This is a genomic window from Pandoraea sp. XY-2 (assembly GCF_004193915.1).
Lineage (GTDB): Bacteria > Pseudomonadota > Gammaproteobacteria > Burkholderiales > Burkholderiaceae > Pandoraea > Pandoraea cepalis.
The window spans coordinates 3,280,966-3,305,750 of record NZ_CP030849.1 but is presented as its reverse complement, the minus strand read 5'-3'; the positions used below and the strand labels follow the sequence as shown (position 1 = coordinate 3,305,750).

The window sequence follows — 24,785 nt, the reverse complement described above, 5'->3', positions numbered from 1 at the left end:
AGTCTCGCGAGCGCAAGAGTATAACAAAAACATCTTGCGCGACACCGTCAAAACAGCGATCGCGATTTGGCTCATGCCGCTGACGCGTCGTCGAACGCGTCGGTTGTGTATGCGGGCGTGGCCGCGTCAAACCACACCCTCGGCGCGCAACCGCGCGATCCTGGCGTCGTCGAATCCGAGGCGTTCGCGCAGGATGTCGTCGCTGTGCTGTCCCAGCGTGGGCGGTGCGGAGCGCGCAAGCGGCGGCGTCTCGCTCATCTTCATGGGACTCGCGACCACCCGAGCGACACCCCCCAACGCATGCGGCAACGACACCTCCATGCCGCGCGCCTTCACCTGCGGATTCGCGAACACCTCCGGCAACGTGTTGATCGGCCCACAAGGCACGCCTGCGGCTTCCAGCTTGTCGATCCAGACATCCTTGCCGAACTTGCGCACCATCTCGGCGAGCATCGGCACCAGCACTTCCCGTTGCCGCACGCGCGATGGATTCGTCGCAAAACGCGCGTCGTCCGCCAGTGCCGCTTCGCCGCCCGCCTCCACGAACTTGCGGAACTGGCCGTCGTTGCCCACCGCCACGATGATCCAGCCGTCGTCCGCCGTCTGGAATGTCTGATACGGCACGATGTTCGGATGCGCGTTGCCCCAACGCACTGGTGCCTCGCCGCTTGCGAGATAGTTCGTATTCATGTTCGCCAACATCGCCACCTGCGTGTCCAGCAGCGCCATGTCGATGTATTGACCCACGCCCGTGCGGTCACGATGCGTGAGGGCCGCCATGATGGCGATGGTCGCGTACATCCCGGTCATCAGATCGGCGATCGCGACGCCCGCCTTCTGTGGGCCGCCGCCGGGCAGGCCGTCACGCTCGCCCGTAATGCTCATGAAACCGCCGATGCCCTGCACGATGAAGTCGTAGCCCGCGCGCGACGCATAGGGACCATCCTGGCCGAAGCCGGTCACCGAGCAATAGACGAGGTCGGGCTTGATCGCGCGCAACGACGTGTAATCCAACCCGTATTTCGCCAACTGTCCAACCTTGTAGTTCTCGACGACCACGTCGCTCTGCGCGGCCAGTGCCTTGACGATGGCCTGCCCTTCGACAGAGGCGATATCCAACGTGAGCGAGCGTTTGTTGCGATTTGCGGCGAGGTAGTAGGCGGCTTCGCCCGTCTCGCGTGCGTCGGCGTCGCGCTGATAAGGCGGCCCCCATCGGCGCGTGTCGTCCCCGACACCGGGACGCTCGACCTTGATCACGTCCGCGCCCAGATCGGCCAGATTCTGTGTGGCCCACGGGCCGGCCAACACGCGCGAAAGGTCCAGCACCCGGATATGACTCAGCGCACCCATCGTCCTCTCTCTCCTCGGTTTCGTTTGATCGCTGTCCCGATGTTGCATGCGGAACATTGTTTTGCATTGCGGAACTTGCGAGAGGAAGTTTACGGTGCGCAACGGGCCGCTGACCAGCGCCGTTTCGCAGTGCGGTTGTTGGCTGGGCGCCGTGGGGGGCTGATTTCCCGTATAATCAAAAGTTTGCAAAATACCCCGCCCAGCTTGACTGGCCCGGTCCCCACGCTCCTTCGCACGCTATGAAAGTCGCAGACATTCGGGAAAAATTCCTCACCTTCTTCGAGTCGAAGGGGCACACCATCGTGCGCTCGTCGAGCCTCGTGCCGTCCAACGACCCCACGCTGCTGTTCACGAACTCCGGCATGGTGCAGTTCAAGGACGTCTTCCTCGGTCTCGAAACGCGCCCCTACAAGCGCGCGACCACGGCCCAGCGCAGCGTGCGCGCGGGCGGCAAGCACAACGACCTCGAGAACGTCGGCTACACGGCTCGCCATCACACGTTCTTCGAAATGCTGGGCAACTTCTCGTTCGGCGATTACTTCAAGCGCGAAGCCATTCAATACGCTTGGGAACTGCTGACGAACGTCTACAAACTGCCCAAGGACAAGCTCTGGGTGACCGTCTACCAGGAAGACGACGAAGCCTACGACATCTGGGCGAAGGAAGTCGGCGTGCCGACCGAGCGCATCATCCGCATCGGCGACAACAAGGGCGCGCGTTACGCGTCGGACAACTTCTGGCAGATGGCAGACACGGGTCCGTGCGGCCCGTGCTCGGAAATTTTCTTCGACCACGGCGCAGACGTGTGGGGCGGCCCGCCCGGATCGCCGGAAGAAGACGGCGACCGCTATATCGAAGTCTGGAACCTCGTGTTCATGCAGTTCAACCGCGACGAGCAGGGCAACATGACGCCGCTGCCCAAGCCGTGCGTGGATACCGGTATGGGGCTGGAGCGTATCGCGGCCGTGCTGCAACATGTACACAGCAACTACGAGATCGACCTGTTCCAGCATCTGATCAAGGCGGCCGGCCGTGAGACCGGCGTGACCGATCTCGCCGCGAACTCGCTCAAGGTGATCGCCGATCACATCCGCGCGTGCGCATTCCTGATCGTCGACGGCGTGATTCCGGGCAATGAAGGCCGCGGCTATGTGCTGCGCCGAATCATCCGCCGTGCGATCCGCCACGGTTACAAGCTCGGCTGCAAGACGCCATTCTTCTACAAGCTCGTGCCCGACCTGGTCGCCGAGATGGGCGCGGCCTATCCGGAACTGGCACAGGCGCAGCAGCGCGTGACCGACGTGCTCAAGCAGGAAGAGGAACGCTTTGGCGAGACCATCGAGAACGGCATGGAGATTCTCGACGGCGCCCTGGCCGATCTGGCCAAGCGCGGCGTGACCACGCTCGACGGCGAACTCGCCTTCAAACTGCACGATACGTACGGCTTCCCGCTCGACCTGACGGCGGACGTCTGCCGCGAGCGCAGCATCACCGTGGACGAAGCGAGCTTCGACGCCGCCATGGCGCGTCAACGTGAACAGGCGCGCGCCGCCGGCAAGTTCAAGATGGCGACGGCCCTCGAATACAACGGCGACAAGACGCGCTTCCAGGGCTACGACAAGCTCGCACTCGACGGTGCGAAGGTCACGGCGCTCTACGTCGACGGCACGAGCGTGAACAAGCTCGCCGCCGGGCAGCAGGGCATCGTGGTGCTCGACACCACGCCGTTCTACGCCGAGTCGGGCGGCCAGGTGGGCGATCAAGGGCTGATTACGGCGGGCGGCGCCCGCTTCGGTGTGTCGGACACGCAGAAGATTCAGGCCGACGTCTTCGGTCACTACGGCAAGCTGGAATCGGGTGAATTGACGGTGGGCGCGGCGGTCACGGCGCAGGTCGATGCCGTGCGTCGCGCACGCACCGTTCGCAACCACTCCGCAACGCACCTGATGCACAAGGCGCTGCGCGAAGTGCTGGGCGGCCACGTGCAACAGAAGGGCTCGCTCGTCGACGCCGACAAGACACGTTTCGACTTCGCCCACAATGCCGCGATGACTGCCGACGACATCCGTCGTGTGGAGGACATCGTCAATGCCGAAGTGCTGGCCAATGCACCGACGCAGGCTGCCGTGATGTCGTTTGACGACGCGGTGAAGGGCGGCGCGATGGCGCTTTTCGGTGAGAAGTACGGCGACGAAGTGCGGGTGCTCGATATCGGCACGTCGCGCGAGCTGTGCGGTGGTACGCACGTGGCGCGCACGGGCGACATCGGCCTGTTCAAGATCGTGATGGAAGGGGGCGTGGCCGCCGGTATTCGCCGCGTGGAAGCGATCACCGGCGACAACTCGGTGCGTTTCGTGCAGAAGCTCGACGATCAGGTCAACGAAGCGGCTGCGGCGCTCAAGACCCAGCCGGCCGAACTGACGCCGCGCATCGCGCAGGTGCAGGAACAGCTCAAGTCGCTGGAGAAGGAACTGGCGGCGCTCAAGTCGAAGCTGGCGTCGAGCCAGGGCGACGAATTGCTCGAGAAGGCCGTCGATGTGAGCGGTCTGAAGGTGCTGGCCGCGCAACTCGAAGGCGCCGACGTCAAGTCGCTGCGCGAGACGATGGACAAGCTCAAGGACAAGCTGGGCAGCGCAGCGATCGTGCTCGCGGCGGTCGAGGGCGGCAAGGTCAGCCTGATCGCCGGCGTGACGGCCGACGCCACCAGCAAGGTCAAGGCGGGTGAGCTGGTCAACTTCGTTGCGCAACAGGTCGGCGGCAAGGGCGGTGGTCGTCCCGACATGGCGCAGGCCGGTGGTACCGATCCGTCGCAATTGTCGCAGGCGCTGGCCGGCGTGCAGAGCTGGGTGGCTGGCAAGCTGTAACGGTGAGGCGAGCGCGGCGGCGTCCGTCGCGGCTCGCCGTGGGACCTGACAGCCCCGGTAGCGCATTGTGATCGCGCTTGCCGCACGCAAGTTGCACAGAACCCCAAGCGTTGGATCGCGATCCGACCCTTGGGGTTTTTTCATCATGACCGGCTCAGGCGACCCTCGACGGGCGACAGTCGGCCAGCGCTTCAAGCGCGATGTCGTGCAGCAGGGGCGCGCGTCGTCGAATGCTGCCGAAGCGCGTCATGTGGCCTGATACCCCAGCGGTACAGTTTCGGTATTCGAAAGGATCGGTAAGCCGCAGAGGTCAGTGTTTCGCGAGAGAAAGGATCCAGGCGGACGCGCACGGAAAATGCGGCGCATTGCCCCTGATGCCACAGGGGAACCCCCGCTTGTCCTGATGGTTTGCATGTAAAGTATTCGGCAGAGCTCGCGTGCCTTCGCGCGATTATCCTCCGCTACCGTTATGCCCGCCACCTTCACCGAATCCGACCGCGCCATCTCGTCGCGCCAGCCGTCGCCTGAGCGCGCGGCGTGGCGCATTGCGCTGTCCTGCATGCTCGCGCTCGCCATTGCCATGGGGATTGGCCGCTTCGCGTTCACGCCGATGCTGCCGCTGATGCTGCATGAGCACCTCACCGACATTCAACACGGTAGTTGGCTCGCGTCGCTCAACTATGCGGGCTACTTCGTCGGCGCGCTGTCGTGCATGTGGCTGCGCTTTACCCCGACGCGCATCGTGCGTTTCGCACTGGCGCTCACGGTCGTGCTGACGCTCGCCATGGGCCTGCTCGATTCGTTCGCCGTGTGGGCCGTCGTGCGTACGCTGGCGGGGATCATGAGTGCCTGGGCGATGGTGTTTTCGGCCGGCTGGGCCTTCAGAAAGCTCGGTGAGCTACACATGCCGAGTCTGGGGGCGTGATTTTCGCGGGCCCCGGCGCCGGCATCGTGGTGACGGGGCTGCTCGCGAGCCTGAACAGCTCGCTCGCGTGGCCTGCGCGCGGTGGTTGGCTGCTGTGCGGGGGCTGGCGCTGGCGCTGCTCGCGTTGATCTGGCGCACCTTCGAGCCGGATGGCCCCGCACCCGCGACGGCGGCTGGCGCGGCAAACCCCGGGCACGCTACGCACGCCGCACTGGCGCAGCCCGCGGCGCATGCCGTCAATCATGGCAGCGGCGAGACGGTGATTCCCGTCACGGTGCTCTACGGGTTTGCCGGCTTCGGCTACATCATCACCGCCACCTTCCTTCCGGTGATTGCGCGACAGGCGCTGCCTGGTTCGCCGTGGCCGGATCTCTTCTTTCCGTTGCTCGGCCTCATGGTGATGCCCGGCGCGATCATCGGTGCACGGGCGCCACAGGCCTGGGACAATCGTCTACTGCTCGCGGCATGCTATGTCACGCAAGGGTTGGGCGTCGGCATCGGCATCGTGCTACCAAACGTCGTGGGGTTCGCGGTGGGTAGCGTGCTGGTCGGACTGCCGTTCACGGCGATTACCGTATACGCGGTGCGTGAGTGCCGACGCCTGCGTGGGGACAATGCCAATGGTCTGATCGGCCTGGTGACGGCATCCTACGGGATCGGGCAGATCGTTGGACCGCTGGTCGCGGCGCCTCTGGTCGCGGCGACCGGTAACTTCACGGCAGCACTGCTATGTGCGAGTGGCGCGCTGGTGCTCGGGGCGATCGGCTTCGTATGCGACTGGCGACGCTCGCTCGAGCGCGCACCTTGATGCGCCCGGGGCGCCAAGGCGCCGCGGCGACACTTCCATCCCCTTGGAACTTGCTATGTCTTTTACTCTGCAGGCGGGCAGAAAAGCCGCCGCGGCCATCAGCGACGCCGAGCGCCAGATGCGTGTCGACCTCGCGGCGTGTTACCGGCTCGTTGCGCTGTATGGCTGGGACGATCTCATCTACACCCATATCTCGGCGATGGTGCCGGGCGAGCCGGGGCATTTCCTCATCAATCCGTTCGGTCTGGCGTTCGATGAAGTGACGGCGTCGAACCTGGTGAAGATCACGGTGACCGGCGAGATCGTGGGCGCGAGCGAACATCCGGTGAACGTGACCGGGTTCGCGCTGCATGGCGCGGTGCATGCGGCGCGCCCGGATGCCGTATGCGTCATGCATCTGCACAACACGGCCGGCATCGCGGTGTCGATCCAGCCGCATGGCTTGCTGCCGATCTCGCAGCACGCGCTGCGCTTTCACGAGCGCATCGGCTATCACGATTACGAGGGGCTGGCGTTCTCGCCATCCGAGGGTGAGCGGCTCGTTGCGTCGCTCGGGGCGCACTCGGCCATGCTGCTGCGCAATCACGGCACGCTCACGACCGGGCGCTCGGTCGCCGAGGCCTTCGTGCTGATGGCCACGCTCGTCAAGGCGTGCGAGATCCAGTTGCAGGCGTTGGCGGGCGGCACGGCGCCCCATCTGCCGAGTCCGGCCGTGCAGGACAAGACCGCGTTTCAGCTCGAAGATGGCGGCGCCATCGAAGGCGTGCTCGAGTGGCCTGCACTGCTGCGCAAACTGGATAGAATAGACGCCTCGTTTCGCGATTGACCGCCGCGCAGGGGCAACATCGGGAGCGAGCGGCAAGCCCGCAAGCCTTGATTGTGAGCGCGGGCGGCGTTGCCGATTTTGATAACGACACAAGGAGAGGGACTGCAATGCCAACGTTTCACGTCGAGATGTTCGAGGGACGATCGATCGAGCAAAAGCGCGCATTCGTCAAAGCGGTCACGGAAGCGGCCGTCGCGACGATCGGTTGCACGCCGGAATCCGTCGACATCATCATTACCGACGTCAAGCCCGAGAACTGGGCCACCGCCGGTGCGCTGTGGTCGGATCCGCGCCCCGAGTCAGTCTGAAGGTGCCGGTGGTCTCCCGCAGGGGCGCCACCGGTAGGTCGAAGGCAGGGGGCTCGCAGGATCCCTGCCGCATTGATGAGGTTGTCATGTCGCAAGTCCCGTCTGCATCGAACATTCCCGCTTCCGCCCTCACGAACGCTCCGTCCCTGACGGCCGCCGATGGCGAGGGGCCCAAACGCCACAACATTTCGCCTCGGACAACTACGCCGGGATTTGTCCCGAGGCGTTGCATTATCTGATTGAGGCCAATGCCAGCGGCCATGAAGTCGCTTATGGCGACGATACCTGGACGCAGCGTGTCTGCGACGGTATTCGCAAACTGTTCGATACGGATTGCGACGTCTTCTTCGTCTTCAACGGCACGGCGGCAAATTCACTGGCGCTGGCCTCGTTGTCGCAGTCGTATCACTCGGTGATCTGCCATGAACTGGCCCACGTCGAGACCGACGAGTGCGGCGGTCCCGAATTTTTCTCCAACGGCGCGAAGCTGCTTACCGCCCGCGGCCGCGAGAACAACGGCAAGCTCACCCCGGACGCCATCGAGTCCGTCATCAATCGACGCTCCGACATTCACTTCCCGAAGCCCAAGGTCGTCACGCTGACGCAGGCCACGGAGGTCGGCACGGTCTACTCGGTCGACGAAGTCAAGGCGATTTCGGCGTTGGCCAAACGGCGCAACTTGCGCGTGCATATGGACGGCGCGCGCTTTGCCAATGCGGTCGCGACGCTGGGCTGTCATCCGGGCGACGTGACGTGGCGGGCCGGCGTGGACGTGCTTTGCTTCGGCGGTACGAAGAATGGGTTGCCGGTCGGCGAGGCGGTGGTGTTCTTCAACCGCGCGCTGTCGGAAGACTTCGCGTATCGGGTAAAGCAGGCGGGGCAACTGGCCTCGAAGATGCGCTTCATTTCCGCGCCCTGGCTTGGCATGCTGGAGAACGACACATGGCTGCGCAACGCGCGTCACGCGAATGCGATGGCGCAGTTGCTCGCGCAACGCATTCGCGACGTGCCGGGGGTGTCGATCATGTTCGAGACGCAAGCCAATGCCGTATTCGCGGAACTGCCGCTGCATGTGATCGAAGCGCTGCGAGCCAAGGGCTGGCGCTTCTATACGTTCATCGGCGCGGGCGGTTGCCGCCTGATGTGCGCGTGGGACACCCGCCCGGAGACGGTCGAGCGTCTGGCGGCGGATATTCGGGCGCTGAGCGCGAACCGGTAACGCACACGTCATCGATCCCGGCGCGGCAGTCCGTCGCGCGATTTATGCCTGTCGCGGCGTGGGCACCGTGGGGGTGAGAAATCGATGCGCCAGCGCGTGATAGAACGACGGCGCGATCGTTTTCGACACCTGGGTCGAGAGCAGGGCCACGGCCATGAGTGGGATCACCATCTGGTGGCCGTCGATCATCTCCATGACGATCACGAACGACGTGATCGGTGATTGCGTGACCGCCGCCAGATACCCGACCATACACAACGCGGCAATGGCCGGGAGCGGCACCACGGAAGTCAGATGGGCCATCACATTACCCAGTCCGGCTCCGATGGCGAGCGACGGTGCAAAAATGCCGCCCGGAATGCCCGACAGATAGGACACACACAATGCCGCGAACTTCAGCAGTGCATAGAGCGGCGACAGTGCGACATGCGACTCCAGCAGGCCGCGCGCCTCCGCGTAGCCGCTGCCGAAGGTCGTGCCCCCCGAGACCAGCCCGATGATGGCGATGGCCAGACCACACAGAAACGCGAAGCGCACCGGGTGCGCACGACGCATGCCGACCAGCGGCGCGGGCATCCAGCGAGGCACGTTGAGCATCAGCCAGCCGAACAGTCCTCCGGCCACGCCGGTCAGCAGGCTGGCAGCAACGAGCACCGGGATCAGCGTCCAGTGAAACTCGCTGAGCGCCTTGATCTGTCCGAAGTACAGGTAGTTGCCCTGTAGACCGAGTGCCACGACGCCGGAAAAGATGATGGCTGTGATGAGCGTGCCGGAGCTGCGAGCGACGAAGCTGCGGCTCAGTTCCTCAATGGCGAATACCACGCCCGCGAGCGGCGTGTTGAACGCCGCCGCGAGGCCGGCGGCCGCGCCGGCCAGCGTCAGCTGACGCTCGATATGGACACTGCTGCGCCGATACCCGCGCCGCATGGCATACATGAGCGACGCGCCGATCTGCACCGTCGGCCCTTCGCGACCGATGGTGAAGCCGCAGAGAATGCCGAGAAACGAGACCGCGATCTTGCCGAGCATGATGCGCATCGACAGCAACGATCTCGACAGGCGCGACTCCTGAAGTGTCGCAATCACCTGTGGAATCCCGCTCCCCTCCGAGCCCTGGAAGAACTTCTGCGTCAGCCAGATCGCCAGCGTGGCGCCGAGCGGCGTCACGATCAGCGGTAACCAGATACTCCGCGCAAGCATTTGCTGGAACAACTCGAAGCCGAAGTCGATCAGCTTGGAGTACACCACCGAAACCAGGCCGACGAGCACCGCGCCCAGCCAGAACACGCCGTAGTTGTGCCATAGACGACGAGAGCGATGGATGCCACGTCTGGCCAGCCGCTTCGATAACGTGAGCGACGCAGGCGACGCAGGCGGTGAGGGCGGTGCGGGCGGTGTTGAGGAGGTGTTTGAAGAGAGATCTGACACGGGATCGTTAGCGAAGACTGAGAACGGTTTGGACGATTATACGTCTCGTCCCCAATGGGCTCGGTCTACATGTGTCTCGGAATCTACCGAATGTGCAGTGCGTCATGAGTTCATTTAAGATATTCGAATTCGCCAACGAACGATCATGAACGAACTCATTTTCTGTCCCCGCTGTGCCTCGCCGCTCGATTCGCGCGAGGTCGCCGGGCGCATTCGCCGCGCCTGTCCCGACGCGGCTTGCGGTTTCGTCCACTGGGACAATCCGCTGCCGGTCGTGGCCGGACTCGTGGAGTACCGCGGCCAGATCCTGCTGGCGCGCAATGCCGCCTGGACCGAAGGCATGTTTGCGCTCATCACGGGCTTTCTCGAGCGCGACGAAACGCCTGAAGACGGCATCCGGCGCGAGATCAAGGAAGAAACCAATCTGGATGCTCGCGCGATGTCGCTGCTCGGCGTCTACGAATTCATGCGCAAGAACGAGCTGATCATCGCGTATCACGCGGTCTGCGATGGGGACATTCGTCTGTCGGACGAACTCGCCGAGTTCCGGCTCGTCGAGCCCGAGCGGGTGCGTCCGTGGCGCGCCGGCACCGGGCACGCGGTGGCCGAGTGGCTGCGGCGGCGCAATCTGCCGGTCGAATACGTCGAATCGGCCCGGCTATCCATTGCCGGCTGACAAGCGGGCGCGAGGACTGCGGTAGAATCGCAGCTTGCGGGCCAACCCCCGGTACACGATCAGAACGAGTCGGATCCAAGGGACATCAGGAACATGAGCATGGAATTTCAGAAAGAAGTCGACGCAAGCGGACTGAACTGCCCGCTGCCGATCCTGCGCGCCAAGAAAGCGCTCGCCGACATGCAGAGCGGCGAAGTGCTGCACATCATTGCCACCGATCCGGGCTCGGCGCGCGACTTCAGCGCGTTTGCCAAACAAACCGGCAACGAACTTATCGAATCGCGCGAAGAGGGCAAGACGTTTCACTTCCTGATGCGCCGCCGCTGATCGCGCGGCGGCATCTCGCCGAACCCGCGCGCCGGTGCGTGATGCGCGGCGCGGCGGGCACAAAAAAGCCGACGGACAACTGCCGTCGGCTTTTTCTTTGGCACAAGTCCTGGCGCTTATGCCAGATCGAGTTGCGTCTCGCGCAGGTATTCGCGGAAGGCATCCTTGAGTTCCGGATGGCGCAGCGCGAACTCCACGGTGGCTTTCAAGTAGCCGAGCTTGCTGCCGCAATCGAAGCGCTTGCCCTGGTAGCGATACGCCAGCACGACTTCATCCTGCATCAGCTTCTGGATGGCGTCGGTCAACTGAATCTCGCCGCCCGAGCCCGGATCGATTTCGCGGATGCAATCGAAAATGCGCGGGCGCAGCACATAACGGCCGACCACGCCCAGATTCGACGGGGCATCTTCCGGCGCCGGCTTTTCGACGATATTCGTGAGCTTGACGATGTCCTTCTCGCCCCACTCGTTGCCCGCGACGATCCCGTACGAGCGGCTTTGCTCGATGGGGATCTCTTCCACGCCGATGATCGAGTTGTGATATTGGTTGTACAGGTCGACCATCTGCTTGAGCACCGGCGGCTCGCCGTCGAGCAAGTCGTCGGCGAGGATGACCGCGAACGGTTCGTCGCCCACGAGTTTCTCGGCACACAGCACCGCATGACCCAATCCCAGTGCCTTGGGTTGGCGCACGTAGAAGCAGTCGATATGCGGCGGCTTGATCGAATGCACGACGTCAAGCAGTGCCTGCTTGTTCTTGGCCTCCAGTTCCGCTTCGAGTTCGAAGGCCGTGTCGAAGTGATCTTCGATCGCGCGCTTGTTGCGCCCCGTCACGAAGATCATCTCCGTAATACCGGCGGCCGCCGCTTCTTCCACCGCGTACTGAATCAGCGGCTTGTCCACGACGGGCAGCATTTCCTTGGGGCTCGCCTTGGTGGCCGGGAGGAATCGGGTGCCGAGGCCCGCAACGGGGAACACGGCTTTGGTCACAACGGCTTTCATTGGTATCTCCCTGATCATGTGAGGGCGTCTCAGGCGGGCAGGCGGGCGAGCTGGGCCTGCAATTTGCCGAGAACCGCTTCAAAGTCGACCAATCGTTGCTTCTCGAGTTCCACCACATTGGCGGGCGCACGTGCCACGAAGCTCTCGTTGGAAAGCTTGCCGTGGCATTTGGCGATCTCGCCTTCGAGGCGCTTCACTTCCTTGCCGAGTCGCTCGCGCTCCGCGGCGACGTCGACTTCCACCTTCAGCGCCAGCTTGTTCGCCCCCACGACGGCGAGCGGCGCACCGGCCGCTTGCGCGTCGAGCGTCGCTTCGTCTGTCAGCACTTGCACTTCAGAGAGCTTGGCGAGCGTTTGCAGATACGGCGCAATCGACGTGAGGAATTCCACGTCGCCCGCGACCAGCAGCGGCACGCGTTGCGCCGGCGAGAGGTTCATTTCGCCGCGCAGGTTGCGGCAGGCGTCGACGGCGGTCTTCAACTGCTGCATCCAGGCTTCATCGCCTTCGTCGATCTTGCTCGCGTCGGCCACCGGATACGGCTGCACCATGAGACTGGCTTCGCCCGCCGCCTTGTCTGCCGGATAGCGGCCAGCCAGCGGTGCCACCTTCTGCCACAACGCTTCGGTGATGAACGGAATGATCGGATGCGCCAGACGCAGCACCGTTTCGAGCACGCGCAGCAAGGTGCGACGCGTGGCGCGCTGTTGCGCCGGGGTGCCGTTCTGAATTTGCCACTTGGCCAGTTCAACGTACCAGTCGCAGTACTCGTCCCAGACGAACTTGTAGATCGCGCTGGCGATGTTGTCGAAGCGATAGTCGGCAAAGCCCTTCGCAACATCGGCTTCCACGCGCTGCAGCAGCGACACGATCCAGCGGTCGGCGCGCGAGAAGTCGAGCTGGCCGTCGGGGCCGCAATCGCCCACGCACGGCGCGAGGCCGCAGTCGTGGCCTTCGCAGTTCATCAGCACGAAGCGCGTGGCGTTCCACAGCTTGTTGCAGAAGTTGCGATAGCCTTCGCAGCGCGCCAGATCGAAGTTGATGTTCCGGCCAAGCGTGGCCATCGAGGCGAACGTGAAGCGCAGGGCGTCGGTGCCGAACGGCGCAATGCCGTCCGGGAATTCCTTGCGCGTCTTCTTCTCGATGCTCGCTGCCTGCTTCGGATTCATGAGACCCGTCGTGCGCTTGGCGAGCAGGGCGTCGAGCGACACGCCGTCGACGATGTCGATCGGATCGAGCGTGTTGCCCTTCGACTTGGACATCTTCTGACCTTCGGCGTCGCGCACCAGACCGTGCACGTAGACCGTCTTGAACGGTACCTTGCCGGTGAAGTGCGTGGTCATCATGACCATGCGCGCCACCCAGAAGAAGATAATGTCGAAACCGGTCACGAGCACCGACGACGGCAGGAAATGCTTGAGTTCGGGCGTTTCTTGCGGCCAACCGAGCGACGAGAACGGCACCAGCGCCGACGAGAACCACGTGTCGAGCACGTCTTCGTCGCGCTTGAGCGCGCCGGTGTAGCCCGCGGCACGGGCCTTCTCGGCGGCTTCCTCTTCCGTGCGGGCGACGTACACGTTGCCGGCGTCGTCATACCAGGCCGGAATCTGGTGGCCCCACCAGAGCTGACGCGAGATACACCAGTCCTGGATGTTCTCGAGCCACTGGTTGTATGTGGTCGTCCAGTTCTCCGGGACGAACTTGATCTCGCCGCTGCGCACGACGTCGAGCGCAGTTTCGGTGATCGACTTGCCCGGATGGAACGTGCCTTCCGGGGCCGGTTTGCTCATCGCCACGAACCATTGGTCGGTGAGCATCGGCTCGATGATCGTGCCGGTGCGGTCGCTGCGCGGCACCATCAGCTTGTGCGGCTTGACGGATTCGAGCAGGCCGAGCGCGTCGAGATCGGCCACGATCTGCTTGCGCGCGTCGAAACGATCCAGCCCGCGGTACTTTTCCGGAGCGTTCTCGTTGATCTTCGCGTCGAGCGTGAGAATGTTGATCTGCGGCAGGTTGTGGCGCTGACCGACGGCGTAGTCGTTGAAGTCGTGTGCCGGCGTGACTTTCACCACGCCCGTGCCGAATTCGAGATCGACGTAATCGTCGGCAATGATCGGGATTTCACGATCGCACAGCGGCAGCCTGGCCGTCTTGCCGATCAGGTGCTTGTAGCGCTCGTCTTCCGGATGGACCATCAACGCGGTGTCGCCGAGCATCGTTTCCGGACGCGTGGTCGCCACCGTGAGTGAGCCCGAGCCGTCGGCGAGCGGGTAGCGGATGTGCCACAGCGAGCCGTCTTCTTCCTCGCTCACCACTTCCAGGTCGGACACGGCCGTGAGCAGGGTCGATTCCCAGTTCACGAGACGCTTGCCCCGATAGATCAGTCCTTGCTCGTGGAGCGTGACGAACACGTCGCGCACGGCGCGCGACATCTTCTCGTCCATCGTGAAGTATTCACGGCTCCAGTCGATCGACGCGCCCAGGCGGCGCACCTGGCGCGTGATCGTGCTGCCCGATTCTTCCTTCCATTCCCAGACGCGCTCGACGAATTTCTCGCGGCCGAGGTCGTGGCGCGAGACTTTCTGGGCATCGAGCTGACGCTCGACGACGATCTGCGTGGCGATGCCCGCGTGGTCGGTGCCCGGCACCCAGAGGGTGTTGGCGCCTTTCATGCGGTGATAGCGGGTGAGGCCATCCATGATCGTCTGGTTGAACGCGTGACCCATGTGCAGCGTGCCGGTCACGTTCGGCGGCGGCAACTGGATGCTGAAATCTTCGCGGGCGTCGTCGAAGGTCGGCCGGGCATAGCCGCGGCGCTCCCATTCGGGGCCCCAGTGGGCTTCGACGTCCTGCGGCTCGAAGCTCTTGGCAAGCGTATTGTCGCTGTCGCTCATGGATTGGATGGACCGTGTAATGCGTGAAACCCTGAATTATAAAAGATTCGGTGGCATTTCCGCGCCGCAGCAGGATTTATAATCGAGCTTCACTCGAATTTCCTTCCCGACATGCCCGATCTGCTCGCCAACCTGAACCCCGAACAACTGGCCGCCGTGACCCTCCCGGACGAGCCGGCCCTCATTCTGGCGGGCGCGGGTTCCGGCAAGACGCGCGTGCTGACCACGCGTATTGCCTGGCTGATCCAGCATGGGCACGTGGGGCCGGCCGGGATTCTGGCCGTCACCTTCACCAACAAGGCGGCCAAGGAAATGCAGGCCCGTCTGGGCGCGATGCTGCCGATCAGCACGCGCGCCATGTGGATCGGCACCTTCCACGGGTTGTGCAACCGTATGCTGCGCGCGCATTTTCGCGACGCCGGGCTGCCGCAGAGCTTCCAGATCCTCGACCAGGCCGACCAGCTCTCCGCTATCAAGCGTCTGCTGAAGGCGTCGAATGTCGACGACGAGAAGTATCCGCCGAAAAACCTGCAATATTTCATCAACAACGCCAAGGAACAGGGCCTGCGCCCGCACGAGGTCGAGGCCAACGACGCCTTCAACCAGAAGTTCGTCGAGCTGTATGCCGCCTATCAGGCGCAATGCCAGCGTGAAGGCGTGGTCGATTTCGCCGAACTGCTGTTGCGCTGTTACGAGCTGCTCAAGCACAACGAGCCGTTGCGCGTGCACTACCAGTCGCGCTTCCGGCACGTTCTGGTCGATGAGTTCCAGGATACGAACAAGCTCCAGTACGCGTGGCTCAAGATGCTCGCGGGATCTAACGCCGCGGTATTCGCGGTGGGCGACGACGACCAGAGTATTTATGCGTTTCGTGGCGCCAACGTCGGTAATATGGCCGACTTCGAACGTGAATTCCGCGTGCGCCACCTGATCAAGCTGGAGCAGAACTACCGCTCGCACGGCAATATCCTCGACGCGGCCAACGCGTTGATTTCCAACAATGCGCGGCGTCTGGGCAAGAATTTGCGCACCGACGCGGGGCACGGCGAGCCGATCCGTGTCTATGAGGCGGCGACCGACCTGCAGGAAGCGAGCTGGCTCGTCGAAGAGATCAAGGCCCTCGTCGCGCAGGGGCTCTCGCGGCAGGACGTCGCCATTCTCTATCGCAGCAACGCCCAGTCGCGGGTGATGGAGCACGCGCTCGTGGGTGCGGGCATCGCCTACCGGGTGTATGGCGGTTTGCGCTTTTTCGAGCGCCAGGAAGTCAAGCATGCGCTGGCGTATCTACGCCTGATCGAGAATCCGAACGACGATACGGCGTTCGCGCGGGTCGTGAATTTCCCGACGCGGGGAATTGGCGCGCGTTCGTTGGAGCAACTGGCCGACGCGGCGCGACTCTACAACTGCTCGATGTACGCCGCAGTGCCCTATATGACCGGCAAGGCGGGCACGAATCTGACGGCATTCGTGCGGCTCGTGGAGCAGATGCGCCATGATACCGAGCGGCTCACGCTGCCGGAGGTCGTGGCGCGCGTTATCGACGCCAGTGGGTTGATCGCGCATTATCAGACCGAGAAGGAAGGCCAGGATCGCATCGAGAACTTGCAGGAATTGGTGCATGCGGCCACGGCATTCGTTGCCGAGGAAGGGTATGGGCTCGATGCCCCGGCGCGGTTGATCGCCATGCGTCCTGCGCTGCCGGGCGCGCCCGACGTGCTGGCCTCGCCCGACGGCGTGGTCGACGCCGATACGCCGGTGGAGATGACGCCGCTTGCCGGCTTCCTGTCGCACGCGTCGCTCGAAGCGGGAGACAATCAGGCCGAGGCGGGGCAAGACGCCGTGCAATTGATGACGGTTCACGCGGCCAAGGGCCTTGAATTTACGGCGGTGTTCGTCACCGGTCTCGAAGAGGGACTCTTCCCGCACGAGAACAGTGCGCTCGAACTCGACGGTCTCGAAGAAGAGCGGCGGCTGATGTACGTGGCCATTACGCGTGCCAAGGAACGGCTGTATCTGTCGTTCACGCAAAGCCGCATGCTGCACGGGCAGACGCGTTACAACGTGCGCTCGCGCTTCTTCGACGAAATCCCCGAGACGGTGTTGAAGTTCCTGACACCGCGCTCACAGCCGGGCGCGCGGCTGGGGCAGGCCGAGCCGGCCTGGGGCGCGATTGGTTCGGGCGTGGCAAGACGAGTGCGCCGAAGCCGGAAGAATGGGTGGCCACCAAGTCGGAGCAGGCGCTGGCCGACCGTTCGCGCGCGTCGGAGACGGGCTTCAAGTTGGGGCAGGGCGTTTTTCACACCAAGTTCGGCGAAGGCAAGATCATCGGCCTGGAGGGCGCGGGGCGGAAGCCCGCGCCCACGTGAAATTCGGCCGACATGGGGAGAAGTGGCTGGCGCTGGCTGTCGCGAAGCTTCAGCCGATCGAGTAACGGCGCGGCCCCGTCATCGTCACCCACGACAAAGGGCACCCGAGGGTGCCCTTTTTTTTGCGCGTCGGTCGTTGACGCCGCCGTTCCCGCTTACGCTTCCGGCGGGGCGACGTTCGGATCGATGGCGCCGATCTCCTGCACGCCGAAGCAACCGCGATAGCTCGCGTAGAACGAGCAATACAGCACGGCCGTGAACAGGATCGAGTAAGGCATCAGCAAGAGCATCGCGTATTGATGAATGCCCATCGCAGCCATCGCCAGCGTCACGATCAGCGGCAACACGGTGGCGACGACCGCCGTGCACAGGCCGTAGACGACGAACGCACGGAAGTTGCGCACGCAGGCCGTCCAACTGAAGAACAGCGCCTTGATGGGCGGGATGTCGTGCCAGGCGACGAGCACCGGCGCGAACCAGAACATCATCGCCACCGGTATGTAGGCCACCGCCACCGCCAGCATCGCCTGGCCCATCGAGCCGTTGGTGAGCGACTCTTCGCTGATGCGGCCATCGAAGAGCATCTTGTTGACCAGGTCGCCGCCGTCGAACAGCGCCGAGAACAGGAACACGACGGTCATCGCCACGATGTAGTAACCGCCGAGTATGAGCAGCCGGCGCGAGACCTCCTTGCCGTGGCCGCGAAAGCCGTCGAGCAATACGTGGGGCAACACCTGCTTGTTCTTGATGATGTCGCGACAGGCCGCCATGAAACCGACTGACAGGCCCGGGATGAACAGCAGCGGCAGGAAGGCGCCCACGACCGGCAGGATCGAAAGCAACATCACCCCGAACAGATAGGCGAAGAGCAGCGTCAGAATGGCGAGCGGGTTCTTGCGGAACAGCCAGATGCCTTGGCGCAGCCACACATATCCACTCTTCGGCGGGACTTCAAGCAATTGCATAGGGTTCGAATGACTCCGATAGGATGTCGAGTTACCGCCAGGGGATGGAATGGGCTTCGATGCGTTGGCGCAGGATTCGTTCGAAATGCCCCGGATCGTGCGGCTTGAGCATTTCGGCCGCCCGTGGCAGGTGAAAATCATACAGGCGCGACAGCCAGAAGCGCAGCGCGGCGGCGCGCAACATGTCGCGCCAGTGCGACGCTTCGATGTCGGTCAGTGGGCGCACCGTCTCGTAAGCGCGCAACATGGCATGCACACGCGCCTCGTCCAGCACGCCGGTCGACAGGTCGCAGCACCAGTCGTTGACCGTCACGGCCAGATCGAACAGCCATTTGTCGCAGCCCGCGAAGTAGAAATCGAAGAATCCGCCCAATCGTGGCGAACCGTCTTCGGCCTTGTCGAACAGCACATTGTCACGGAACAGATCGCAGTGGCACGGACCTGCCTGCATGGCACGATAGTCATTCGACGCGAAGAACGCGGTCTGATGCGCCATCTCGCTATCCAGTAGCGCGCGTTCGGCGGCGCTCAGGAACGGCGTGACCTCGGGGGCGGCCTCGCGCCACCAGGGCAGGCTGCGCAGATTGGCTTGCTCCAGCGTGAAGTCGCGTCCGGCCAGATGCATGCGTGCCAGCATCGCCCCGACATGCGCACAGTGTTCGGGCGCGGGGGCCAGCTCGGAGCGTCCGGCCAGCTTGGTGACAATGGTGGCGGGCTTGCCGTTCAACTCGCTCAGAATCTCGCCCGTGCGATCGGGCATCGGATCGGGCACCGGCACGCCGTGATGGGCGAGATGGCCCATCAACTGGAGGTAAAACGGCAACTGCGTGGCCGTGAGCTTCTCGAACAGGGTAAGCACGAACTCGCCGCGCTCGGTCGTCAGGAAGTAGTTGGTGTTCTCGATGCCGGAGCTGATGCCCCGAAAATCGAGAACGTTCCCCAGATCGTAGCGTTGCAGCCATGCCTGGAGCTGCTCGGGCGAGACGGTAGTGAAAACAGCCATGCGTGCGTTAAGTGGAGATGTCTCAGACAAACGGCCCGCGCACGTGCAGCGGGCCGCTGGTGTGAAACAGACAGGATGCAGGCGCACCGCTGGGCGGTGCGCGGAGGTGACTCAGATTACCAGAGACGTCAGAACTTCAGGCCGACGGACGGCAAACGGTCGTTTTGCGACGTGTTGTCGCGTGTACGCGGTGCGTTGTCCGGCGGCGTGGTCAATTGGTAATTGGTGCCGAAACGCGAGTGGACATCGACCTCCGTGGGTTTGCCGCGGTCGCGGAACTCGGTCACGGTGGTGCCTTGGTCGTTGACGTAGTAGCTCGGCTTGCGCTCCTGGTTGACGTCGACCGACGATTTGCTGGTGGCGGCGGCGCGGGCGTCGGCCTCGCGTTTGGCGGCCTGCGCGGAGGTCTCCTGACCATTCTGGGCGAAGGCATGGCCCGCGAACAGCAGGCCCGCACCGATCATCAGGGGCAGGGCACGGGAAAAGCGCGTTGTCATCATTATTCTCCGAGGGCGGGAACGCATTCGCGGCGCATGAGGCAAGCCTGGCCGTCGCAACGGGTTCCAATGCTTCCATTCTATCAAACGTCCCCCGCTTCGCATCGTGAAATCGCGTCGAATATGCCGTAGTTGCTTGCCTCGCGAGGGATGCCATGCCTTGGACTCGCATTTTGTCTCGTCATCGGCGCAGGGTTAAGCGATTCGATTGCGTACCCTTAGCGTCTTTATATTGCTTTTGGTTATAAATAAATCGCAAGGCAATCGTTTTCGTTGAAGTCATCTTCTGGCATTCTGCGTCATTGTCTTGATGGGCGGCCGTGTGTCGCCCATCTGCATTCTGGAGTCCCAAATCATGTCGTTATCCGCCGCCTCGGCCGCCGTCAAAACGGCCCCGCCTTCGCCGTCCTCCTATAACGCCCGGCCGCTCGCCATCGCGCTGGTGCTGATTGTTCTGGGCATCGCCTACGTGCAGGCCACCGTAGGGCCGAAGCAGGCCGCACTGGCCGGTATCGGCGCCTTGCTCGGCGTGACGCTTTACCACGCCGCATTCGGCTTCACGTCGGCTTGGCGCGTGTTCATCGCCGACCGGCGCGGTGCGGGTCTGCGCGCACAGATGGTCATGCTCGCCGTTGGTGTCGTGCTGTTCTTTCCCGCGCTGGCGGATGGCGTGCTCTTCGGCAACAAGGTTGCCGGCTTCGTCTCGCCGGTTGGCGTGTCGGTGGCGTTCGGCGCCTTCATGTTCGGTGTCGGCATGCAACTCGGCGGCGGTTGCGCGTCGGGCACGCTCTATACCGTGGGGGGCGGCAGCACGCGCATGATCGTGACGCTCGCGGCGTTTGTGGTGGGGTCGGTGGTGGCAACGGCGCATCTGCCGTGGTGGGAGGCACTGCCGCATATCAAGCCGGTCTCGCTGGTCAAGACGTGGGGCTTGTGGCCTGCGCTCGTCGCCAACCTGGCGTTGTTCGCCGCGATCGGTGGCTTGACGCTATGGGCGGAGAAGCGTCGTCACGGCCGTGTCGTAGGGGTGCCGATGACGCGCAGCGCAAAGGGCACGCCCGCGTTGCTGCGTGGCCCCTGGCCGCTGGTGTGGGGTGCGCTGGCGCTCGTGCTGCTCAATTACGCCACGCTGGCATTGGCCGGCCGTCCGTGGGGCGTGACATCGGCGTTCGCGTTGTGGGGCGCCAAGGCATTCATGGCGCTGGGCATCGACGTGGCCTCGTGGCCGTACTGGGCGAAGCAGGCCAATGCGCTGAACGCGCCGATCGCACAGGACGTCACCACCGTCATGGACATCGGGATCATTCTCGGCGCGCTCGCTGCCGCGTCCATCGCGGGCAAGTTTGCCCCCGTGTGGAAGATACCGGTGCGCTCGCTGCTCGCGGCGGTTATCGGCGGATTGCTGCTCGGTTACGGCGCACGTCTGGCGTACGGCTGCAATATCGGTGCGTACTTCAGCGGCATCGTCTCGGGCAGCCTGCACGGTTGGCTGTGGTTGGCGGCGGCGTTTGCGGGCAATGTGTTCGGCACACGCCTGCGTCGGCTGTTCGGTCTGGCCGTGGAAACCACGCCACGCGACAGCGGCTGCTGATCGACATCCCTCCGCCGGCAGATCTTCCGTCTGCCACACAAAAATACGGCGCCTGCGATCACTCGCGGCGCCGTATTGACTTTGGATGATGACGCTTGGGCGGCTGCCCGTCGCGATCACAGGTAGAACATCTTCTCGCTGCTTTCCGTTTCGGGCTCGATGTGGCCGTCGTAGAACGCGAACACCGCTTTGAGGATGTCGTCGGGGTCGTCCATGACCTGCACCAGGTCGAGATCCTTTTCGCCGATGAGGCCCATCGGCAGCATCGTCGAGCGCACCCATTCGAGTAGCCCCTTCCAGAATTCCGTGCCGACGAGGATCACGGGCACATGGCGCGACTTCTGCGTCTGGATGAGCGTGAGGACTTCGGACAGTTCGTCGAGCGTGCCAAAGCCGCCCGGCATGATGACGAACGCGTCCGAGTTCTTCACGAACGTGACCTTGCGCGTGAAGAAGTGTCGGAAACGCAGTGAGATGTCCTGGTACTGATTGCCCTTTTGTTCGTGCGGCAGTTCGATGTTCAGGCCGACGGTCGGCGAGGCGCCACCGTGCGCGCCCTTATTGGCGGCTTCCATGATGCCGGGCCCGCCGCCGGAGATGACGGCAAAGCCGTTGTCGGAGAATTTGCGGGCGATGGTCATCGTCAGTTTGTAAAACGGCGATTTCGGCTTGATGCGCGCGCTGCCGTAGATGCTGACGGCCGGCCGGATCTCGGACAGGTACTCGGTCGCCTCGATGAACTCTGCCATAATCGTGAACATCTGCCACGACGCGCGCGCCTTTTTTGCGGTGGCGCGCTCATGGTCTGCCAGCATGCGCAGACTCGGTATTTCTTTTCTTCTCTTGGTCATATGTCGGAACAGCAAAGTCTGGAAGGTAAGACGCTCTTATTGGTCGATGGTTCGAGTTATCTCTATCGAGCCTATCACGCCCTGCCGGATTTGCGCGGTCCCAATGGCGAGCCGACGGGGGCGCTTCACGGCATCGTCAATATGCTGCGCCGCATGCGTAAAGACGTCCACGCAGAGTATAGCGCCTGCGTTTTCGATGCCAAGGGCAAGACGTTCCGGGACGATTGGTACCCCGAATACAAAGCGAATCGTCCGTCGATGCCGGAAGATCTGCGCGCGCAGATCGAGCCGATTCACGAGGCGGTGCGCGCCATGGGCTGGCCGCTGTTGATGATCGATGGCGTGGAGGCCGATGACGTCATCGGCACGCTGGCAAGGCAGGCGGCCGAGCGCGGCATGCGCGTGGTCGTCTCCACCGGCGACAAGGATCTGGCGCAACTCGTGAACGACCGCGTGACACTGGTCAACACAATGACGAACGAAACGCTCGATGCCGCCGGCGTCGCCGCGAAATTCGGCGTGCCGCCCGAGCGCATCGTCGATTACCTCACGCTTGTCGGCGACACGGTCGATAACGTGCCGGGCGTGGACAAATGCGGGCCGAAGACGGCCGTCAAGTGGCTCACGCAATACGGAGATCTCGACAATCTTGTTGCGAACGCCGCGGAGGTGAAAGGGGCGGCGGGCGAAAACCTGCGCCGCGCGCTCGACTGGCTGCCGATGGGGCGCAAGCTGGTGACAGTCGCGCTCGATTGCGATCTCGCACCACAGGTCACCTCCATCGACGCGAGCCTGCAATCGCAGCCTGAAGATGTCGAAACGCTGCGCGATTTCTTCGTGCGTCACGGCTTCAAGACCTTGCTGCGCGAAGCGCAGGCCGCCGTTGCCACGCAGGCCGGTGAGCCGGCGCCGGCACCTGTGGCCGACACGATCGCGCGAGAATACGAAGCCGTGCTGACGTGGGCGCAGTTCGACGCATGGCTGAAGATCATCGAGTCGGCCGAGTTGACGGCATTCGATACCGAGACCACCTCGCTCGACGCAATGCAGGCGCAACTGGTTGGCCTGTCGTTGTCCTGCGAACCGGGACGCGCCGCCTACATTCCGGTGGCCCATCGCGCGCCGGGCGATGTCGACCAATTGCCGCGAGACGAAGTGCTGGCGCGTCTGAAGCATTGGCTCGAAAGTCCTGACCACAAGAAGGTCGGACAGAACCTCAAGTACGATGCCCACGTGCTGGAGAACTACGGCATCGTGTTGCGCGGCATTGCGCACGACACGATGCTTCAGTCGTATGTGCTCGAATCGCACCGCGGCCATGACATGGACGGCCTGGCCTCGCGCCATCTCGGCGTGACGACGATCAAGTACGAAGAGGTATGCGGCAAGGGCGCCAAGCAGATCGGCTTCGACGAAGTCACCGTCGAGCGCGCGACCGCCTACGCCGCCGAAGACGCCGACATCACGCTACGACTGCACCGCGCGATCTATCCCGACGTGGCGCGTGAAGCCACGCTGGAGTTCGTCTACCGAGACATCGAAATGCCCACGGCGCGCGTGCTGCAGCGCATGGAGCGCAACGGCGTGCTTGTCGACACGGCCCGTCTGGCCGCGCAGAGCGACGAGATCGGCCAGAAGCTGGTCGCGCTCGAAGCCGAAGCGTACACACTGGCCGGGCAGCAGTTCAATCTGAATTCGCCCAAGCAGATCGGCGACATTTTCTTCACGCAGCTGCAACTGCCGATCGTCAAGAAGACGGCGAGCGGTGCCCCGTCGACCGACGAGGAAGTGCTGCAGAAGCTCGCCGAAGACTATCCGTTGCCGAAGGTGCTGCTCGATTACCGTGGCCTTGCCAAGCTCAAGTCGACGTACACCGACAAGTTGCCGAAGATGGTCAATGCCTCGACCGGCCGCGTGCACACGAACTATGCGCAGGCCGTGGCGATCACCGGGCGCCTGGCGTCGAACGATCCGAATTTGCAGAACATTCCCGTGCGCACGGCCGAGGGTCGCCGCATTCGCGAGGCATTCATTGCACCTCAGGGCAGCCAACTGGTGTCGGCGGACTACTCGCAGATCGAGCTGCGCATCATGGCGCATATCTCGGGCGACGAAAGCCTGCTGCGCGCATTCGCCAACGGCGAGGACATTCACCGCGCCACGGCGGCGGAAATCTTCGCCGTCACGCCGATCGAGGTGTCGACCGAACAACGTCGCTACGCCAAGGTCATCAACTTCGGTCTGATCTACGGCATGAGCGCGTTCGGGCTGGCCGCGAACCTCGGTATCGAACGCGACGCCGCCAAGCAGTACATCGACCGCTATTTCATGCGCTACCCCGGCGTGGCGCGTTACATGGACGAGACGCGCAAGAGTGCGAAGGCGCGCGGCTATGTCGAAACGGTCTTCGGACGCCGTCTGTGGCTACCGGACATCAATGGCGGCAACGGACCGCGCCGCCAGGCCGCCGAGCGTGCCGCCATCAATGCCCCGATGCAGGGCACGGCCGCCGATCTCATCAAACTCTCGATGATCGCCGTGCAGCGCTGGTTGGACGACAGCGGCCTGCAGACGCGTCAGATCATGCAGGTGCACGATGAACTGGTGCTCGAAGTGCCCGACCATGAACTGGCCGAGGTTCGCAAGCGTTTGCCGGAACTGATGTGCGGCGTGGCGAAGTTGCGCGTGCCCCTCGTGGCCGAAGTCGGCGTGGGCGAGAATTGGGAACAGGCCCACTGAACGGCGTTGGGTTGACACCTAAAGTGAGCGCGTCGCGCGGGCGGCCCGCGCCTTGGCTGACGCCGCTGTCGGCCCGTATCGCATGGCTCAATAGCGGGAATAGGGTGACAGCCATACCCGAACTCCGCACTCTGCGGTAAGGTAATCGCT

The 24,785-nt window shown here is 63.6% G+C and carries 16 protein-coding genes and 2 pseudogenes; 10 read left to right on the top strand and 8 right to left on the bottom strand.

Annotated elements, in window-relative coordinates:
• Positions 1 to 126 precede the first annotated feature (126 nt).
• Positions 127 to 1,350 (bottom strand): CaiB/BaiF CoA-transferase family protein, encoded by a 1,224-nt coding sequence (locus DRB87_RS14915; protein WP_130026461.1) that lies wholly within the window; start codon positions 1,348 to 1,350, stop codon positions 127 to 129.
• Between the two features lie 239 nt (positions 1,351 to 1,589).
• Here DRB87_RS14915 and alaS point away from each other — a divergent pair, with 239 nt between their 5' ends.
• The 5 genes and pseudogenes from alaS to DRB87_RS14890 all read left to right on the top strand — a co-directional run bounded on the left by alaS (position 1,590) and on the right by DRB87_RS14890 (position 8,300).
• Complete coding sequence (gene alaS / locus DRB87_RS14910; protein ID WP_130026460.1) at positions 1,590 to 4,214, top strand: alanine--tRNA ligase; 2,625 nt, start codon at positions 1,590 to 1,592, stop codon at positions 4,212 to 4,214.
• A gap of 469 nt (positions 4,215 to 4,683) precedes the next feature.
• Positions 4,684 to 5,947: pseudogene (locus DRB87_RS14905) on the top strand (YbfB/YjiJ family MFS transporter).
• Positions 5,948 to 6,002: 55 nt separating this feature from the next.
• Positions 6,003 to 6,773, top strand: a complete 771-nt coding sequence (locus DRB87_RS14900; protein WP_130026459.1) for a class II aldolase/adducin family protein — start codon at positions 6,003 to 6,005, stop codon at positions 6,771 to 6,773.
• A gap of 107 nt (positions 6,774 to 6,880) precedes the next feature.
• Complete coding sequence (locus DRB87_RS14895; RefSeq protein ID WP_017231880.1) at positions 6,881 to 7,081, top strand: 4-oxalocrotonate tautomerase; 201 nt, start codon at positions 6,881 to 6,883, stop codon at positions 7,079 to 7,081.
• A 226-nt stretch (positions 7,082 to 7,307) separates the two neighbouring features.
• On the top strand, positions 7,308 to 8,300 hold the full coding sequence (locus tag DRB87_RS14890; protein ID WP_240756005.1) for a low specificity L-threonine aldolase: 993 nt from the start codon (positions 7,308 to 7,310) through the stop codon (positions 8,298 to 8,300).
• 42 nt (positions 8,301 to 8,342) lie between these two features.
• On the opposite strand, the gene DRB87_RS14885 is transcribed toward DRB87_RS14890, so the two are convergent.
• Positions 8,343 to 9,587, bottom strand: coding sequence for a chloride channel protein (locus tag DRB87_RS14885; protein ID WP_370363096.1), 1,245 nt, complete (start codon positions 9,585 to 9,587; stop codon positions 8,343 to 8,345).
• A 286-nt stretch (positions 9,588 to 9,873) separates the two neighbouring features.
• On the opposite strand from DRB87_RS14885, the gene DRB87_RS14880 reads away from it, so the two are divergent.
• Together DRB87_RS14880 and DRB87_RS14875 are read left to right on the top strand one after the other, a co-directional pair.
• Positions 9,874 to 10,404, top strand: coding sequence for an NUDIX domain-containing protein (locus tag DRB87_RS14880; protein ID WP_130026457.1), 531 nt, complete (start codon positions 9,874 to 9,876; stop codon positions 10,402 to 10,404).
• A gap of 99 nt (positions 10,405 to 10,503) precedes the next feature.
• Positions 10,504 to 10,731, top strand: coding sequence for a sulfurtransferase TusA family protein (locus DRB87_RS14875; protein WP_017231876.1), 228 nt, complete (start codon positions 10,504 to 10,506; stop codon positions 10,729 to 10,731).
• Between the two features lie 116 nt (positions 10,732 to 10,847).
• On the opposite strand, the gene galU is transcribed toward DRB87_RS14875, so the two are convergent.
• Entirely contained in the window at positions 10,848 to 11,732 is an 885-nt protein-coding gene (galU, locus tag DRB87_RS14870; protein WP_130026456.1) for a UTP--glucose-1-phosphate uridylyltransferase GalU, read from the bottom strand.
• A gap of 29 nt (positions 11,733 to 11,761) precedes the next feature.
• The gene (locus DRB87_RS14865) at positions 11,762 to 14,623 is read right to left on the bottom strand and encodes a valine--tRNA ligase (RefSeq protein ID WP_130026455.1); all 2,862 of its coding nucleotides are present in this window, start codon (positions 14,621 to 14,623) and stop codon (positions 11,762 to 11,764) included.
• A gap of 111 nt (positions 14,624 to 14,734) precedes the next feature.
• On the opposite strand from DRB87_RS14865, the pseudogene DRB87_RS14860 reads away from it, so the two are divergent.
• A pseudogene (locus DRB87_RS14860) lies at positions 14,735 to 17,054 on the top strand (UvrD-helicase domain-containing protein).
• A 90-nt stretch (positions 17,055 to 17,144) separates the two neighbouring features.
• On the opposite strand, the gene DRB87_RS14855 reads toward DRB87_RS14860, so the two are convergent.
• The 3 genes from DRB87_RS14855 to DRB87_RS14845 all read right to left on the bottom strand — a co-directional run bounded on the left by DRB87_RS14855 (position 17,145) and on the right by DRB87_RS14845 (position 19,457).
• The gene (locus DRB87_RS14855; protein ID WP_130026454.1) at positions 17,145 to 17,954 is read right to left on the bottom strand and encodes a BPSS1780 family membrane protein; all 810 of its coding nucleotides are present in this window, start codon (positions 17,952 to 17,954) and stop codon (positions 17,145 to 17,147) included.
• A 31-nt stretch (positions 17,955 to 17,985) separates the two neighbouring features.
• Positions 17,986 to 18,957 carry a homoserine kinase gene (locus DRB87_RS14850; protein WP_130026453.1) on the bottom strand — a complete coding sequence of 324 codons (972 nt, stop codon included), beginning with the start codon at positions 18,955 to 18,957 and terminating at the stop codon, positions 17,986 to 17,988.
• A 128-nt stretch (positions 18,958 to 19,085) separates the two neighbouring features.
• Positions 19,086 to 19,457, bottom strand: coding sequence for a hypothetical protein (locus DRB87_RS14845; RefSeq protein WP_150610586.1), 372 nt, complete (start codon positions 19,455 to 19,457; stop codon positions 19,086 to 19,088).
• A 352-nt stretch (positions 19,458 to 19,809) separates the two neighbouring features.
• On the opposite strand from DRB87_RS14845, the gene DRB87_RS14840 reads away from it, so the two are divergent.
• Entirely contained in the window at positions 19,810 to 21,045 is a 1,236-nt protein-coding gene (locus DRB87_RS14840; protein WP_130026451.1) for a YeeE/YedE family protein, read from the top strand.
• Between the two features lie 116 nt (positions 21,046 to 21,161).
• On the opposite strand, the gene DRB87_RS14835 is transcribed toward DRB87_RS14840, so the two are convergent.
• A complete protein-coding gene (locus tag DRB87_RS14835) occupies positions 21,162 to 21,896 on the bottom strand; it encodes a TIGR00730 family Rossman fold protein (RefSeq protein ID WP_130026450.1) in 735 nt (244 codons plus the stop codon).
• Here DRB87_RS14835 and polA point away from each other — a divergent pair, their 5' ends adjacent.
• On the top strand, positions 21,897 to 24,635 hold the full coding sequence (polA, locus tag DRB87_RS14830; RefSeq protein WP_130026449.1) for a DNA polymerase I: 2,739 nt from the start codon (positions 21,897 to 21,899) through the stop codon (positions 24,633 to 24,635).
• Positions 24,636 to 24,785 lie beyond the last annotated feature (150 nt).

Bases quoted from the DNA above. Each gene is read 5' to 3' on its own strand.
- DRB87_RS14915 (WP_130026461.1), bottom strand. From the start codon at position 1,350: ATGGGTGCGCTGAGTCATATCCGGGTGCTGGACCTTTCGCGCGTGTTG.
- alaS (WP_130026460.1), top strand. From the start codon at position 1,590: ATGAAAGTCGCAGACATTCGGGAAAAATTCCTCACCTTCTTCGAGTCG.
- DRB87_RS14900 (WP_130026459.1), top strand. From the start codon at position 6,003: ATGTCTTTTACTCTGCAGGCGGGCAGAAAAGCCGCCGCGGCCATCAGC.
- DRB87_RS14895 (WP_017231880.1), top strand. From the start codon at position 6,881: ATGCCAACGTTTCACGTCGAGATGTTCGAGGGACGATCGATCGAGCAA.
- DRB87_RS14880 (WP_130026457.1), top strand. From the start codon at position 9,874: ATGAACGAACTCATTTTCTGTCCCCGCTGTGCCTCGCCGCTCGATTCG.
- DRB87_RS14875 (WP_017231876.1), top strand. From the start codon at position 10,504: ATGGAATTTCAGAAAGAAGTCGACGCAAGCGGACTGAACTGCCCGCTG.
- galU (WP_130026456.1), bottom strand. From the start codon at position 11,732: ATGAAAGCCGTTGTGACCAAAGCCGTGTTCCCCGTTGCGGGCCTCGGC.
- DRB87_RS14865 (WP_130026455.1), bottom strand. From the start codon at position 14,623: ATGAGCGACAGCGACAATACGCTTGCCAAGAGCTTCGAGCCGCAGGAC.
- DRB87_RS14855 (WP_130026454.1), bottom strand. From the start codon at position 17,954: ATGCAATTGCTTGAAGTCCCGCCGAAGAGTGGATATGTGTGGCTGCGC.
- DRB87_RS14850 (WP_130026453.1), bottom strand. From the start codon at position 18,957: ATGGCTGTTTTCACTACCGTCTCGCCCGAGCAGCTCCAGGCATGGCTG.
- DRB87_RS14845 (WP_150610586.1), bottom strand. From the start codon at position 19,457: ATGATGACAACGCGCTTTTCCCGTGCCCTGCCCCTGATGATCGGTGCG.
- DRB87_RS14840 (WP_130026451.1), top strand. From the start codon at position 19,810: ATGTCGTTATCCGCCGCCTCGGCCGCCGTCAAAACGGCCCCGCCTTCG.
- DRB87_RS14835 (WP_130026450.1), bottom strand. From the start codon at position 21,896: ATGACCAAGAGAAGAAAAGAAATACCGAGTCTGCGCATGCTGGCAGAC.
- polA (WP_130026449.1), top strand. From the start codon at position 21,897: ATGTCGGAACAGCAAAGTCTGGAAGGTAAGACGCTCTTATTGGTCGAT.